The following is a 15,447-nucleotide window of genomic DNA, read 5'->3' on the forward strand; positions in this document are numbered from 1 at the left end:
CTGCATCAGAAGGCAAGGTTAGTCTGGTTAAATGCTGCAACTATTTGGATAGGGAGCGAAAGAGTCTAATGACTGTAAAAGCAAGTGGTGGAAGCTCGGTTGCGCGTCCGCAACTATATCAAACTGTACCGGTCGCAACAATTTCGCAAGCAGAACAGCAAGACCGCTTCCTACAGCGGGGCGAACTCAGCGAACTGGCAAGTTATTTCAGTTCCGGGGCTCTTCGGATCGATATCTCTGCGACGCTGACCCAAAACTCGGAACTGATAGTATCCCGCGCAGCCAACCGGATTTTTACCGGCGGTTCCCCGCTGGCATTTTTGGAAAGACCACAAGAACCTGCGATGGCTATGGCCGGTGCGGCTCGTGGCGGATCGGGCAATGTCTCTGAAGGCATGAAACTGGGAACTGTTACCTACGTTGAAGGTCGCGCAGGCGGCGGCAACGGCGGTGGCGGTGGCGGTGGCGGTGGTTTCTTGGGGCTAGGAAATCTATTTTCTGGCAACGGTGGCGGCTACAGCGGCCCAATCCCAGCAGGATTTCAGCCGATCAATGTCTCGCGCTACGGCCCGGGCAACATGACCAAATCTCTGCGGGATTTGAGCTGGTTTTTGCGTTACATCACCTACGCGATCGTAGCTGGCGACCCAAATATTATTTCGGTGAACGTGCGCGGATTGCGGGAAATCATCGAAAATGCTTGCTCTTCGGCGGCCACAATTGTGGCAATGCAGGAAATGAAGGCAGCATCTTTGGGCTATTTCAGAAACAATGCAGAGGCAGCGGCGATCGTCGGACAGTATTTCGACGTAGCAATTACCGAATTCAAAGCTCCGACACCTTCAGACAAGGTGCGGCAACGCGAAAGCAACGACCAGCAAGGCTTGCAACTGCCTCAAATCTACTTCAACGCAGCGGAGCGACGGTCGAAATTCGTCATGAAAACCGGCCTGTCTTCGGCCGAAAAGCTAGAAGTAATCAAAGCAGCTTACCGCCAAGTATTCGAGCGCGACATTAGCCGCGCATACAGCCAAAGCATTTCTGACTTGGAATCCAAGGTCAAAAATGGCGAAATCTCGATGAAAGAGTTTATTCGCCGCCTTGGTAAATCTCCTCTGTACCGTCAGCAATTCTACGAGCCGTTTGTCAACAGCCGCGCTGTAGAATTGGCAGCCCGTCACTTCCTAGGCCGCGGTTTGAGCTCGCGGGAGGAATTTAGCAAGTATTTTGCGATCGTCAGCAAAGGCGGCCTGCCAGCCCTCGTAGACGCGATGGTTTATTCCCAGGAATATTCCGACTACTTCGGTGAAGAAACAGTGCCTTACCTGCGCGGTTTGGGCCAAGAAGCTCAGGAGTGTCGCAACTGGGGCCCGCAAATTGATTTGTTCAATTTCAGCGCTCCGTTCCGCAAGGTTCCTCAGTTCATCACCTTGTTTGCCGGCTACACGCAGCCTCTGCCAGACCAGCACGTTTACGGTGTTGGTAATGACCCCTTAGAAATTCAGTTTGGCGCGATTTTCCCGAAAGAAACTCGCAACCCCAAGAGCCGTCCGGCTCCCTTCGGCAAGGACACCCGCCGCATCCTGATCCGTCAAGGTGCAGGTATTGACAATCAGTTGAGCAATCCGGCGGCTCGCGGTGCTGCTCCTGGTTCTCTGGGCCCCAAGGTCTTTAAATTAGACCAGTTACCGAGCAACTATGTCGCTTCCAAGAAAACTGCCCGCGGTGTCTCTAGCAGCTACAGCAATGCTTCCAGTGTCAAATTTACCGAAAGTTCGACTCAAGCGGTGATTCGGGCTGCTTACCTGCAAGTGTTTGGTCGCGATGTGTTCGACGGCCAGCGCCAAAAGGTGGCGGAAATTAAGCTGGAAAACGGCGAGATTCCGATGCGCGAATTTATTCGGATGTTGGCGAAGTCTGATGTGTTCCGCAATATGTACTGGAGCAAGCTCTACGTTTGTAAGGCGATCGAGTACATTCACCGCCGACTCCTGGGACGCCCTACCTATGGCCGTCAGGAAATGAACGCTTACTTTGACATTTGCGCTAAGAAGGGTTTCTACGCGCTGGTTGATAGCATCATGGACAGCACGGAGTACAACGAAGCTTTTGGGGAAGATACAGTACCCTACGAGCGCTATGTAACTCCCGCTGGTTTGTCGATGCGGACGATGCGATCGGGTTCCGTCGCTGAGCAAAATCTCCAAGCTCAGACGCCCGAAACTCCTCGGTTTATTGAACTGGGTACAGCAGGCAACCGGGGCGATATCGAGTTGCAAAGTCGGATTGCTCAAGGTGTCAGCAAGCGGCGCGAACAAACTAAGGTGTTCAAGCTGACGACTACTTCGGACAAAGTAGCTTTGAAAACTTTAATTCAAGCTGCTTACCGTCAAGTTTTTGAACGCGACTTGAATCCCTACGTTGTGAAGAATGAATTCACGGCGCTAGAAAGCAAACTTGGCAACAATGAAATCAATCTGAAGGAGTTCATTGAGGCTTTGGGCTGCTCGTCGCTGTACGTCAAACAGTTCTACGCACCTTATCCCAATACTAAGGTGATTGAGTTGGGTACGAAGCACTTCTTGGGCCGTGCTCCCCGCAATCAAGCGGAGATTCGGACTTATAACCAAATCTTGGCAAGTAAAGGGATTAAGGGCTTTATCAACGCGATGTTGAACAGCGTTGAATATGCTGAGGCTTTTGGTGAGGATACTGTTCCTTACCGCCGCTTTCCGACTCTACCGGCTGCTAATTTCCCGAATACTGAAAGACTGTACAACCAGTTGACTAAGCAGAATGGTGAGATTGTGGTTCCGAGTTTTGAGCCTGTGGCTGCGATCGACAGAAGCTAACAACAAACTGCAAGAAAGTTGATTTTCTAGGTTGACAAAAATCCCTCGCTATGGTAATGCTGTAGCGGGGGATTTTTGGTGATGTTACGCTGTTGATCGATCGGCGAGTTCCATAGTCCGACAGGGATTTCAATCCCCGGCGGACTGAAAGCAAAACCCGATCGCCCCAAAAGTGCGATCGGGGTCGATCGATGAGTCCGAGAATCCGACAGGGATTGAAATCCCTGTCTCATAGCTGAAGTCCACTTAAGTGGACTAAATTGAACCACAGTTTGATGAGACAGAGAAATTTGATAACGGGCTGGCAAGCGTGAGAAATGGTTGGCAATTCAGTATGGTCTCTGACCGTACTGAGTATATTTAGGATTTGAATAATCACACTAACTGCCACTCAAGAATACCAAACTACAAAGTATAGGACGAAAAGAATATGGGTTTGTTGATCTAAGCTGTTGTGCATTTAATTTGTATGTTGAGGGCGGGCTTTCGGGCCCAACCCCTACTCCCCACAAGAGGAAAAATTTATTTTACTCTGCAATTTAAATGCGGATTAGCTTCTTGATTTCGCTAACCTTATGATTAGTAATTATAGCCATGATTAATCGGTTAATGGCGATATAGCAACCGCCAAGGCGGTTTATATACTAGCGTGTCTTTTTTATTCAAACTGACAACAAGTATTTTTTGTATCCGAGGCTGAATATAGATAATTTATCGGACTATTCAGCATAGAAAACACAATATATTGGTTTATGAAGTCGGGGCGGGAACTTGCACCCGTCCTTTATATATTCGGTTAACCGTACTCAAATAGCCACTTTGACGCGAGAACATTACCGCCCACTCTTCGTCGTTGATTTCAATATACAAAATTGCGATCGGCACAGACAGAGCCATTGCCTAGTTATCGGGTATTAGTGACTTCCCTTCATTCCCTGTAGGCAAAAATTAGGTATAATTGGTGAGTGCGTATGATGATAAAAGTTTAAAAAAAGAATAGCCAGGGAGGGAATAAGCCAACCCGATAGTGATTAGTCATTACCCATCTCAAATCTCAAATCTCAAATTGTATGAGCAACATCAAGATATTGACCGAAAAATAAAACAGTACAATAAACGGGCCACTTGTTCTGATTAGTAAAGTAGCGAAACGAATAAGGAATTAGGGCATAATGTTGTGAAAGATGGAACAGGGTATGGAACTAAATTTACAGAAATTTTATAGCGCCTGCAATCCCAGCTACACCCTGGCAGTAGCAAATCAACAAGACCGACAATACTATATCGATTTCTCATCAGTGCGGGGCGGCACAATCGTAGAACAATTGGAGCGCACCATCAGCCGTCTGTCCCCGGATGCACCTACCTGTCAATTATTCACCGGTCACATCGGCTCTGGTAAATCAACAGAATTGCTGCGGCTGCAAGCTCAATTGCAGCAAGAAGGATTTCATGTTGTTTACTTTGAGTCGAGTAAAGACTTAGACATGGCAGATGTCGATATCACTGACATTTTGTTGAGCGTTGCTCGTCAGGTGAGCGAAAGCATTGAGAAAATGAAAATCAAGCTGCAACCGACGGGTTTTAAAGCTTTGCTCAAAGGGGTTGCTGAGGTTTTTCAAACTCAAATAGACTTGAGGGCTGAAGCTAATGTTCCTGGTTTGGGGGAAATAAATGCCAGCACGGAGGGAGAATTTTCTCTGGCGTTGGGAATTGGCAAAATTACTGCTAAGGCGAAAGATGCTCCGAATCTGCGATCGGAGTTGAGGCAATATTTGGAGCCGCGAACTAACGTAATTTTAGATGCGCTTAATAAGGAGTTGCTGGAGCCGGCTAATCAAGAACTCAAACGCCAAGGGAAACAAGGACTTGTAGTAATTATCGACAATCTCGATCGCATACACCTGTGCGCGAAACCGACGGGGCGGCTGCAGCCGGAATACCTGTTTGTCGATCGCGGCGAACAATTGGCAAGACTAAATTGCCACGTCGTGTATACAATTCCTTTGGTGCTGATTTTCTCTAACGATTTGGGCCAGTTGACCAATCGATTTGGGGTAGATCCGAAGGTTTTGCCGATGGTGCCGGTACAGTTGAGCGATGGTTCTGAGTGCTCTGAGGGTGTGGAATTGCTGCGGCAGATGGTTCTGGCGCGTGCCTTTCCGACGGTGCATCCTTCGCAGCGCTATGCTTTGGTGGGCAAAGTTTTCGACTCTGCGGAAACTCTCGATCGCCTGTGTCGAGTCAGCGGCGGTCATGTCCGCAATTTGCTGCAACTACTGTATGGCTGTCTGCAGAAACAAGACCCTCCTCTGTCGCGGGAAACTTTGGAAAATGTGATCGTCCAGCGCCGCCACCAGCTTACTTTGGCGATCGAACCTGATGAGTGGCAATTGCTGCGCCAAGTATCCGCTACCAAAACTGTGAACGGGGAAACTAAATACCAAATATTGCTGCGGAGTCTCTGGGTGTTTGAATACCGTTACGGCGAGGATTACTGGTTTGATGTCAATCCGATTTTGGCTGACGCCAAAGAGTTTCGGGAAACAGTTGACAGTTGACAGTTGACAGTTAACAGTTGACGGTTGACAGTCACTCGGCGAGGAAAATCGCTTCTGAACCAACGAAGTTCACTGCTAGCTGACTAAAGAATAAGGGCCCAACTGTAGCAGGATGTGGTATGAAACCTAACAAAACTCAACAGTCAACCGTTAACAGTCAACAGTCAACACTCAACTAACAAAAATGATTAAAGGCACTACTAAACTGTTAGGAGTAATTGGTCATCCCGTCGAACATTCTCTGTCGCCGGCGATGCACAATGCTGCTATTTCCCACTTGGGAGTCGATTTTGTTTACTTGCCGTTTCCGGTAAAACCAGGGGATTTAAAAGCTGCTCTTGCAGGATTTGCGGCGATCGGCGTTCGGGGATTTAGTATTACGATTCCGCACAAACAAGCCATCTTACCGCTGCTGTCGTCCGTTTCCCCGATCGCCCGATCGATCGGCGCAGTCAATACCGTATACCTGACTGACAAAGGTTGGTGTGGCACAAATACTGACGTTGAAGGCTTTCTCGCGCCGCTGCAAACCCCCCCAACCCCCCCTTACCAAGGGGAGGCTAAAGAGGCGACCTCTCCCTTAGAAAGGGGCAATACGGCTGTCGAATCCTGTCCCCCCCCTTACCAAGGGGGGGCTGTCGAATCCTGTCCCCCCCCTTACCAAGGGGGGGCTGTTGAATCCTGTCCCCCCCCTTACCAAGGGGGGGCTAGGGGGGGTTCCGATTGGAGTCAGAAAGTAGCGGTAATTTTGGGGAATGGCGGGGCTGCGAGAGCTGTTGTGGCTGGATGCGCTCAATTGGGATGTGCAGAGATTCACGTTGTCGGCCGCAGCGAACAAAATTTAGGGGAATTTCAGCAGAGTTGGGTCAATTCTCCGATGCCCGTGCAGAATTTGCAGGTGCATACTTGGGATAATTTGTCAAGCTTAATCTCGCAGGCAGATTTGCTGGTGAACACGACGCCTGTGGGGATGTATCCGCAGGGGGAAAAGTCGCCGCTTGCGGCTGGTGCGATCGATCGAATTTCCGCAGGTGCGATCGTCTATGATTTAATTTACACCCCTAATCCTACCAAGTTTCTCAAAGACGCACAGCTTCGGGGAGCGCGAGCTATTGACGGACTCGAAATGCTAGTTCAACAAGGAGCAGCCGCCTTAAAAATTTGGCTGGATAAAGAATCTGTCCCAGTCGATGTGATGCGCCAAGCCTTGCGACAGCATTTAGGTCTAGATTAATGCCATTTCTTCAAAAAGTAGCTTGAGTTTTCCGAATTCCTATAAGGAGGAATTTGAGGCCCAATTCGCGCTAAGCTGAGAATTAAAATATACTTGCCCCGCAATTTATGAAATTTCGAGCTATCAGCCTTTTTTTTGCTACTTGCCTAATCGGAATTTTTAGTTTGGTATTCACTCCACCTGCTTGGGCTCTGACGCAGATTAAACTTTCCGACCTTTCTTATCGCGAATGTCCCGCCGAAATGGGAGAAGGAACAGTCACCAGTGGCAGTTCTATGGAAGCTAACTGCTTTTTGATTACTGGGAAAGCTGAAAATAGTACCGGCAAACCCGTTGTCAATGCCGATATTTTCGGCCGCATTTATGATGCCGACGACAATCCGGTGATGCAAAACCGGACTCGCTTGGGTTCTATAGAAGAAGTTCCTCCAGGAGTGAGCGATTTTCAGCTCAGAATTTCCGTTGCAGCCAATCAACGAACACCTTTGAAACTCAAGCAATTTAAAGCTACAGGTTTTACTGGCGTGGTTCGCCGCTAACAAAACTCTTGGAGATTTTGGGTTGGCTGCCCGTGAAATTGCGATGCAGTTTTCGATTTTGGATTGTTGAGTGGCCGGCAATTTCTCATTTCTAATTTACGATGAACTCCCCAGCTTTTCAACCGGGGAGTTTATCTAAAAATGTCAAATCTAAAATTTAGTTGTCGGCAGCTAGGTCGGCAAAACAATTTACGCTCGATGCTGAAAAACTTAAGCTTTTCCAACTACAAAGATGTTTGCAGGCTGGTCAAAAGACCGATCAAGAATTCCGATCCGAACTGAAGTACAAAAAACGCAATCAGTGGCGAAAAGTCAATCCCTCCCAAGGGGGGGATAATCGAGCGGAATAGATTGAGGTAAGGATCTGTTAACTGACTCAAAATTGAAAACGGGGGGTCGTACCAATTGATGTTAGGGAACCAGCTTAACAGCACCCGAATAATCATCAGGGCTACATAGATTTGCAGAAATGTGGACAGCGTGGTTGCCAAAAGGCCTATTGAAGAACTCATAAATTTTGCTTCTAGTTTGATTGACACTCCCGTGCTAAAGCAGCGGGGATTCTTGGTTCTGGCGACACACCTTAAAACTAGCTATCCTTGCGGCAATACTTAAACCAAATACCCGTTCAATTGAACCAAGTATCGAGCCTAATTTAGTTAGTCCCAGAGGGTTTTATCTCCCCAAGCGTTCGAGAATTACTTCTCAGGTTTCCGTATGCCCGCTCGGTACGGTTTAAATTCCAAAAGTTTACTTTTCTGGTTTTGGCTTACGTTAGTTAGCCTAGCTGTTTTTTTCGTGGTTTTCGCCACCCACTAACCATTATTATTTCCCGACCAGTCGTTTGAGCTTGGTGTCTCATGTGTATCGGCGGTTATTCTACCTGTAGTATAATATCATTGTACTCTATTTTTATTTTAATAGAATACAGTGAAATTGGAAAAATAAATATTAATTGACTAAACGCTTATAAGGTAGGCAATTAATTAAAGCCGTCCTATAAGGACGGGGCTTTAGACCCAATTTCTTGGTAAAGTTTACAGACACTTTAACTTTGAGTTTAGCATAGCTGGGGGAGTGATAGAGGAGGAAGAGGGAGCATCAGGCTTTTTACGGGCGGGCAGGACAGGATGCCCAACCCCTACTCCCCACAATAAAATTCACTGTTTGTGGAACAGGCCCAAAAGCCAGTTGTTGAGAATAGCGCAAGATGTTAGTAGCCCCCATTGATCTGCCAGACTAATCTAAAATTTTAAATGGATTCAGGAGTCTTGGGCGATTGAACCCTCGCTGTTGTGTCCCTGCGCGTTCCCGTTTACGTCGCCCAGTTGCAGCCGCACGTCATCTATTGCCTGATTTAGCTGGGCAATTTTATCTTCTAAACTCAGCCTTGCTACTTCCATCCCGTCGGCTTCGAGTTGGCTGGCTTTCCTCTGGCGGATTTTTCTGGTTTTTGCGTCTGAAGGTTCACTCAGCAAAGCTTCAGCAGCGCGCCGCGACAGCACCGCGCCTAAAACTGCACCCACCAAGCCACCAACTGCAGCTCCGGCAATAAATCCCCCTGTAAAACCCTCTCGATTACTCATAGCTCAACTCAACTGCGCGATATTTCCTTGATTTGTTTATTTTGACACTCTCCCGGTGAGAAACCAGGAGATTGTTAGTTGTTGTCAGGTAGGCGTTGCACAATTTGAGGAGGATGGTTGTGGGGTGTCCCGCCTGCTGTGAAAATACACGCCTTCGGGCTACGAGATCCCATCCCACAAAACAATCAAAATCATCCCGCAATTATGCAACACCGTCAGGTAAGGCGAGAATTCCGACTTCAGAGTTAAAGCGGATCATTTCCAAAGATCGATCGCCATAAAGATCTTCAATGTGCTCCAAGCAGCACTCGATCGCGAAATCGTTCAATTCCGTCGGCTCAACGCCGTACATTTCCTCAAACACCTCTGAGTCTACCCGACAAAAGCGCGGTCGATCGGCATAAATTCCGCATTCTCTGGTGGTTTTGTCAAAATTTATACACCAACCGTCCTCTCCGACTAAGCTCAAATAAAGCGCTAATTCGTCTTCAGATAAATACTCGTCTAAGTCTGGGCGCTCTGTTGGGTCGAGGTAACAACAAGCACCGCACTGCTTTACGCAACGCCAAGTAGCCATAGTTTGATTTTAGATTTTAGATTTTAGATTTTAGATTTTAGATTCGGAGCATTATGTGGAAAATGCCAAACTTTAGGAGACTAAAGCTCTTCAAGTATATCAATTGCCAGCGCCGGAGGCGGATATCCCGAAGGGGCGGTTCGATTTGAGATTTGAGATTTTAGATTGGGGGGACTTGCCGGGAAGGGGCATCAAGTCCCTGGTTTTCTGTGACTGAGAGGTCGATCGTAGTTTACATTTTGTTGAATTTTGTAAAGTTCCTTAAAAAATATGGTCGATCGCCCGGTAAAATCAGAAGCGGATTTTCTAATTCAACAATCTAGACTTAATCACTACAGTCAGGAGGACAAATGGACTTTATAACCGATCTTTTCAGTGGTCTGGGTGGTGTAGACTACCAACTCATTGTTCAGGTAGCTTTACTCGCGGCCGTCGTGCTTTCTGGCCCAATCGTGATTTTTCTCTTGGCAGCTAAAGGCGGCGACCTGTAATTATACCACGCTCCGGGGCGATCGAGAGTTGGGAGTTTTGAGTTTTAAATTATACAAAATTCACAACGCTTGATCGCCACTCTTCCATGCTGCACGAGATTTTTTATCAAATACCGAGTTATCAAATACCCAGGGCGTGTTTAGCAGTTTGAATCAAATTCTCAAAAAAAGGTAGAGATACATCGACTTCTCTAGCATCTTTGCGAGAGTTGCCTAACAAACCGATGTTTTGTCCGGGTGCAACAGCCAAAACTTGCCCTTGAGAGTTGCGAATTCTCAATTCCTCGCTAGATCCGACGGGAGACAGACTGCAAGAATAAGTGCGATCGCAATAATCAAACTCAACTTTTCCGAACATCGGCGGCCTGGAACTAGCAGCATTTGCCGGAAGCCGGACACCCAACAATTCTAACTCAACCGATGTCTTGCCATTAAAACTATTTTCCCGTAATCGGTAAGCAATATCAACCCGCCGAGGCAAAGGAAAATATTCGCCCCAACGCCAAGCAATCGCCTTCACACTAGCCGATAGTTTTCCATCTTGAGTTGCAGTTAGTTTAACGTGACCTCCTTTACCCACAATTTTCTGTTCAGTTATGCAAACATTAGGCGTCCAAAATACAGGAGCCTTATTTTCAATTCCGCAAGGTTCCAGAGCATCAATTTGTCGGTAAAGGTCGAGATTAATCTCACCCAAATCCGCTCGCACATCTACTGAAACCAGCGGTTTTAGGTGTTCCGGCTGCAAACATTGATTGGCAAAAATTGATAGTTGATTGCGGAATTGTTCGAGATTATCAGCCGGCATCGAAAAACCGCCAGCCGCTTGGTGTCCGCCAAATTTAGTTAATAAATCCGCGCAAAAATTCAGCCCGTCAAATACATTAAACTCAGGAATTCCCCTCGCTGAACCCCGCACAATTTTAGCGGGCGGGCACGGGGGCACCGCCCCTACAGCCTCATCCTCAAAAGTACCAATAAACACAGGTACGCCGTAGCGTTCCACCAACCGAGAAGCTACAATCCCGATCACCCCGTGGTGCCAACCCGGTTGCACGACAACTAAAACTCGTTCTTGCTGCAAGTCGAGCTCACTTTCCTCGCACCAAGCGATGGCTTCCTGCTCAATTTCCTGGCACAACTCCTGCCTGCGCTGATTAATTTGTTCGCACTGCATCGCGTTTTTGAGAGCCAATTCGCGATCGTCCGTTGTCAGCAACTCTATCACAATTTGAGGGTCAGCCAGCCGCCCCACAGCATTGATCCGGGGCCCAAGTCGAAAACCAATATCTTCAGGCTTTAAGGAATTCTTAGTTTTATTTTGCGATTTGAGAATTGAGGGACTTTCCCCACTTCCCGGCTGGACTCCTGCCACATGAATCAAAGCCTGAATACCCGCCAATTGCGAATGAGGCAACAGCCGCAAACCCCGCTTTACCCAGCGGCGGTTAACTCCAGTCAAAGGTGCCAAATCCGCAATTGTTCCCAAAGTAAATAACTCCAGCAGCGGATTCACCAACCCGTCCACTTTCTGCATATCTATCGCCAAAGTAATCGCCAAAACATAAGCAACGCCTACGCCAGCCAAACCGCGATAAGGCGAAGATTCTGCAATTAATTTTGGGTTGAGAATAGCATCAGCCGGCGGCAGTTTTGGCGGCAAATCGTGGTGGTCTGTAATAATAACTTTGACACCGAGTTCTCGCGCTCTGGCCACCGGACCAAAAGCTGCAATGCCGTTGTCAACAGTCAGAATGAGAGCAACACCTTCGGCGTGAAATTCTTCTACAATGCGATCGTTAATCCCATAACCTTCTCGCATCCGGCTGGGAATAGCATAATCCACATTCGCGCCCAGAACCCTGAGAGCGCGTAACAACAAAGCCGTGCTCGTCATCCCGTCAGCATCGTAGTCGCCGCAAATCGCAATTTTTTGCCCTCCCGAAATCGCCTCCCGCAAAAATTTGACACTCGCAGCCAAATCGGGAAACTCATCCTTTGGCGCGGGCAAAACCAGAGATTCTGGTTCGATAAACCCTTGCACTTCTTTCAGAGAATCGATGCCGCGGTTAATCAGCACCTGTCCCAGCAAGGGCGACAAACCGATTTCAGCGGCAAACTGTTCGGCTTGCTGTGGTTGAGGCGAATAAATTTGCCACCGTTGGTTTGGCAATCGGTGAAAATGCGGGGGCACAGATGTCGGTAGCTCTTGCACGGAATCTGAGGTTTAAAGATACATGATTAATCTTACCGAATTAAGTGCATCAGTCAATCCATTTTAGATTTTAGATTGTAGATTTTAGATTGATGCTGATGAGTTTTTTGGGTAAAATCCAAAAGTTGTTTGTAGGAAAGCTTTTTTCTGAAGCTCTCACCGCACGCAAATACTTATACCAGCGCCCGATAGGAGTCGTGGAGAGCAAAAAAAATTAGACCAAAGTTCCAACCCCCAGATTGCATCTGTGGAGTCAATCGAAAATCGAAAATGGACTTGGGGCCCAGAGGGCGAATTTAATTTAATGAGGAGACTTGCATGAGTGTCGATCGACCGTCTTGGTTTAAAATTGCATTACAGGTTCGGGGGTCTGTCATTCCCTCAATTTGGCCCCGGGTTTTGCTGTGCGGAGGCTTTGGAGTTTTTATTTCCCTGCTGCACTTTTTTAAATTGCCCGTTTCCTTACCAATTTTGTCGAGTATTGTACCGAGTATTGTCCTGGGTTTACTGTTAGTTTTTCGGACAAATACAGCCTACGAAAGATTTTGGGAAGGTAGAAAATTTTGGGGAACTTTAGTCAACAACGTCCGCAATTTGGCGCGCCAAATCTGGGTAGCAATTGAGGAAAAAGACCCGCAGGATATCGTGATCAAAAAGTCAGTCCTGCGCCTGTTACCTGCCTTTGCAGTGGCGCTGAAATTGCACTTGCGGCAAGAATCAGTCAATCCAGAGTTGGAGCCGTTAATGTCCCCAGCGCAGTACCAAAAGCTCAAGTCGATGAACAATCCGCCTCTAGAAATTGCCTTTTGGATTGAGGATTACTTGCACGAGCAGTATGAGGGCAATTGCGTTGATGTCTATCAGTTAACTGCTATGAAGGAGTTGATCAACTCTATGATTGATGTATTAGGCGGCTGCGAGCGGATTTTGAAGACGCCTATCCCTTTGGCTTACGCGATTCACCTGAAACAACTATTGTTGCTTTACTGTTTGGCACTGCCCTTTCAAATGGTGAAAGATTTGGGTTGGGGAACAGGCTTAGTTGTGGCTTTAATTAGTTTTACTTTGTTCGGTATCGAAGAAATCGGCATTGAAATAGAAAATCCCTTCGGGCACGATGACAATGATTTGCCTTTGGACAATATTTGTGCTGCCATGCAGCGCAATATCGACGATTTAATTTCTTTATCTCCTAGCGTTCATGAACACGTGAAAGATAAGTAGAGTCATTCGATTTTAGATTTTAGATTTTAGATTTTAGATTGGTAGATAAAATCTAAAATCTAAAAGCTTCTGGTTGATTTTTAACAAGAAACCGCATTAACCCAGCCACTACTAACAATACAGGCGTCAGCCAATCTCCCCACCGCACGTACAAAGTCCGAGTTTGCCGCCGATAAATAGTAGCATCTCGGACTTCATAGGTATTAATTCCCGACTTCCAAATCGTTTCGCCGCGAGGATTTACAAAAGCAGAGTAACCAGTATTAGTTGCGATAACTGCCCATCTATCCGTCTCAATTGCCCGCATCACATCTAGAGCATGATGTTGATCCAACATGGGCGGTTTGTAATGGGCATTGTTGGAAGCTGTGAGCATAAATTCGCCTCCATTCGCCGCCTGATATCGGAAAATTTCCGCAAAGGCAGAATCGTAACAAATTCCGACAATGGCGCGGCCAAACGGGGTATCAAACAATTGTTGAGAATTGCCGGCTACTAAATGAGCATCTAAGGGAGAAAGCCGATTAATAATCCCGCCTAAGATTTCGTAAAAAGGGATATATTCGCCTAAAGGCACTAGCTTTAGTTTATCGTAGCGGCCGATAATTTCTCCAGTGCGATCGATCGCCAATAAGCTATTAGTGATACTATTCTCTTGCTGTCCGAATCCTCCAACCCAAGCCACAACGCCGCGATCGAGAATAGCTTGGTAAAAGGAAAGAGTAGAACGTTGATACTCGTTTGTCCAGATAAAAGGCAAAGCCGTCTCTGGAATTAACACAGCCTCGACTTTCCTGTCTGCTAACTGTTTGTATCCAATAGTGTAACCTTCCAAAGCGCGCGCCCAGCCCCCTGAATTAAACTTAATCTCGTTAGGAATGTTGCCTTGAATAATGCCAATTTTTAAAGCTGTTGCAGATTCTTGATTCAAAGGGCGGTTGTATAAGCTCCATCCTCCAATATGCAAAACTAAACACAAACTCGCAGGCAAAATATAAGGAATCCACTTCTTGCTTCTGACTTCTTCTTTCTGACTTCTTCCTTCAAGCCAAGCTTCGGCGATTAAGCCATTTACTCCTACAATAGCGGCTGTTACTGCGCTGGGTCCGGAGAGTTGACCGAGGTGTAATATTGCTAAATTGTGGGGGCTTTGCGTGTAAGATAGTGATGTCCACCACAGCGAACCTGTACTCCAAATACTTTCTAAAGCACACCACAAAGCTGTGCCAATTAAAACGCGAGTTAATGCTAAAAATTGAGCTTTACCCCCCCCAGCCCCGCCTGGTAAAGGGGGGGAGTTAAGAAGAACAAGATCGGAGCTACCCCCCCCAGCCCCCCCTTGTAAAGGGGGGGAGTTAAGAATAAGAATAGGATTTTTGCTTGGTAAAGTTAGGGAGTTGAAAATTACAAATAGCCACGCCCAAACGGCGACTAAGGCGGCTCCCCACAGGGTGATGAATGCCCAGCAAAAAAGTGCGATCGCCAAACTCGGCCACCAAGGAACTCCCAACCAAGTCATCGGGTGAATTCCCATAATCCAAGATAAAGCTAATCCGTGATAGCCAATTCCCCAGAGTGAAGGAAGAAGGAAGAATGAAGCAGGAAGAATAAAGAATTTTGGTTGTTTTACTTCTTGCTTTGGTCTTTCATACCTAACAACCCAAATCCAGAGGGGGACTAGGGCTACCCAAGCCAATAGCCAAGCATTTACTGGTGCGGTTGTCAATGCCATCAAAATGCCACTAAAAAATGCGATCGCCCAGGCTAATGTTTGGGATTTATGAACCACGAGTTTTTCAAATTTGTGCCTGTTAAATATCGCCACTTTGATGATTGCCAAAAATAATAATTCTTAATCAATATATCAGATTAATCAGGAAGAAGGAAGCTCGGCAACGCGCAGTGTATGGGATTTAACGGATTTAACAGAAGGAAATCTATCAAATTCTACTTGCCAAAACAAAAAGCGCCCCTATTTCTAGGAGCGCTTTTTGTTAAATCAAAAGCTAAATTTAGCCGTTGATGGAAGGAGCAACCATTGCTACTGGGGTGACTTCACCGGCGGCCAAGTCGAGGGGGAAGTTGTGAGCGTTGCGCTCGTGCATCACTTCCATACCCAAGTTAGCGCGGTTGATGACATCAGCCCAAGTATTGATGACACGACCTTG

At 47.0% G+C, this 15,447-nt stretch carries 13 protein-coding genes and 1 pseudogene; 6 read left to right on the forward strand and 8 right to left on the reverse strand.

All coding sequences use genetic code 11. The annotated features are described in order from the left end of the window. The first annotated feature begins 68 nt into the window (after positions 1–68). The gene (locus QUB08_RS14090; RefSeq protein WP_333225274.1) at positions 69–2,852 is read left to right on the forward strand and encodes a phycobilisome rod-core linker polypeptide; all 2,784 of its coding nucleotides are present in this window, start codon (positions 69–71) and stop codon (positions 2,850–2,852) included. Positions 2,853–2,878: 26 nt separating this feature from the next. On the opposite strand, the gene QUB08_RS14095 is transcribed toward QUB08_RS14090, so the two are convergent. Next, positions 2,879–3,085, reverse strand: coding sequence for a hypothetical protein (locus QUB08_RS14095; RefSeq protein ID WP_333225275.1), 207 nt, complete (start codon positions 3,083–3,085; stop codon positions 2,879–2,881). 517 nt (positions 3,086–3,602) lie between these two features. Then, the gene (locus tag QUB08_RS14100; protein WP_333225276.1) at positions 3,603–3,749 is read right to left on the reverse strand and encodes a hypothetical protein; all 147 of its coding nucleotides are present in this window, start codon (positions 3,747–3,749) and stop codon (positions 3,603–3,605) included. Positions 3,750–4,048: 299 nt separating this feature from the next. Here QUB08_RS14100 and QUB08_RS14105 point away from each other — a divergent pair, with 299 nt between their 5' ends. The 3 genes from QUB08_RS14105 (at position 4,049) to QUB08_RS14115 (ending at position 7,186) form a co-directional block, all read left to right on the forward strand. Further along, complete coding sequence (locus tag QUB08_RS14105) at positions 4,049–5,413, forward strand: P-loop NTPase fold protein (protein ID WP_333225277.1); 1,365 nt, start codon at positions 4,049–4,051, stop codon at positions 5,411–5,413. A 184-nt stretch (positions 5,414–5,597) separates the two neighbouring features. Continuing rightward, entirely contained in the window at positions 5,598–6,647 is a 1,050-nt protein-coding gene (locus QUB08_RS14110) for a shikimate dehydrogenase (protein WP_333225278.1), read from the forward strand. A 107-nt stretch (positions 6,648–6,754) separates the two neighbouring features. Next, complete coding sequence (locus QUB08_RS14115; protein ID WP_015175619.1) at positions 6,755–7,186, forward strand: hypothetical protein; 432 nt, start codon at positions 6,755–6,757, stop codon at positions 7,184–7,186. Between the two features lie 224 nt (positions 7,187–7,410). On the opposite strand, the gene QUB08_RS14120 is transcribed toward QUB08_RS14115, so the two are convergent. From QUB08_RS14120 to QUB08_RS14130, 3 genes are all read right to left on the reverse strand, one after another. Beyond that, complete coding sequence (locus QUB08_RS14120; RefSeq protein ID WP_333102770.1) at positions 7,411–7,698, reverse strand: YggT family protein; 288 nt, start codon at positions 7,696–7,698, stop codon at positions 7,411–7,413. 750 nt (positions 7,699–8,448) lie between these two features. Next, positions 8,449–8,772 (reverse strand): hypothetical protein, encoded by a 324-nt coding sequence (locus QUB08_RS14125; RefSeq protein WP_333225279.1) that lies wholly within the window; start codon positions 8,770–8,772, stop codon positions 8,449–8,451. Between the two features lie 202 nt (positions 8,773–8,974). Then, complete coding sequence (locus QUB08_RS14130) at positions 8,975–9,349, reverse strand: YkgJ family cysteine cluster protein (protein WP_333154073.1); 375 nt, start codon at positions 9,347–9,349, stop codon at positions 8,975–8,977. A gap of 350 nt (positions 9,350–9,699) precedes the next feature. Between QUB08_RS14130 and psb30 the strand changes: the two genes are divergently transcribed. Continuing rightward, positions 9,700–9,840 (forward strand): photosystem II reaction center protein Ycf12/Psb30, encoded by a 141-nt coding sequence (gene psb30 / locus QUB08_RS14135; protein ID WP_015175616.1) that lies wholly within the window; start codon positions 9,700–9,702, stop codon positions 9,838–9,840. A 121-nt stretch (positions 9,841–9,961) separates the two neighbouring features. Here psb30 and recJ read toward each other — a convergent pair whose 3' ends face one another. Continuing rightward, a complete protein-coding gene (recJ, locus tag QUB08_RS14140) occupies positions 9,962–12,055 on the reverse strand; it encodes a single-stranded-DNA-specific exonuclease RecJ (protein WP_333225280.1) in 2,094 nt (697 codons plus the stop codon). A 318-nt stretch (positions 12,056–12,373) separates the two neighbouring features. Between recJ and QUB08_RS14145 the strand changes: the two genes are divergently transcribed. Next, the gene (locus tag QUB08_RS14145) at positions 12,374–13,279 is read left to right on the forward strand and encodes a bestrophin family ion channel (protein WP_333225281.1); all 906 of its coding nucleotides are present in this window, start codon (positions 12,374–12,376) and stop codon (positions 13,277–13,279) included. Between the two features lie 52 nt (positions 13,280–13,331). On the opposite strand, the gene lnt is transcribed toward QUB08_RS14145, so the two are convergent. Together lnt and QUB08_RS14155 are read right to left on the reverse strand one after the other, a co-directional pair. Continuing rightward, positions 13,332–15,104: an apolipoprotein N-acyltransferase gene (lnt, locus tag QUB08_RS14150; RefSeq protein WP_445300918.1), complete on the reverse strand. Its 1,773-nt coding sequence runs from the start codon at positions 15,102–15,104 to the stop codon at positions 13,332–13,334. A 187-nt stretch (positions 15,105–15,291) separates the two neighbouring features. Beyond that, positions 15,292–15,447 (reverse strand): annotated as a pseudogene (locus tag QUB08_RS14155) (photosystem II q(b) protein); the annotation flags it as partial.

The organism is Microcoleus sp. BR0-C5 (assembly GCF_036705045.1).
Lineage (GTDB): Bacteria > Cyanobacteriota > Cyanobacteriia > Cyanobacteriales > Microcoleaceae > Microcoleus.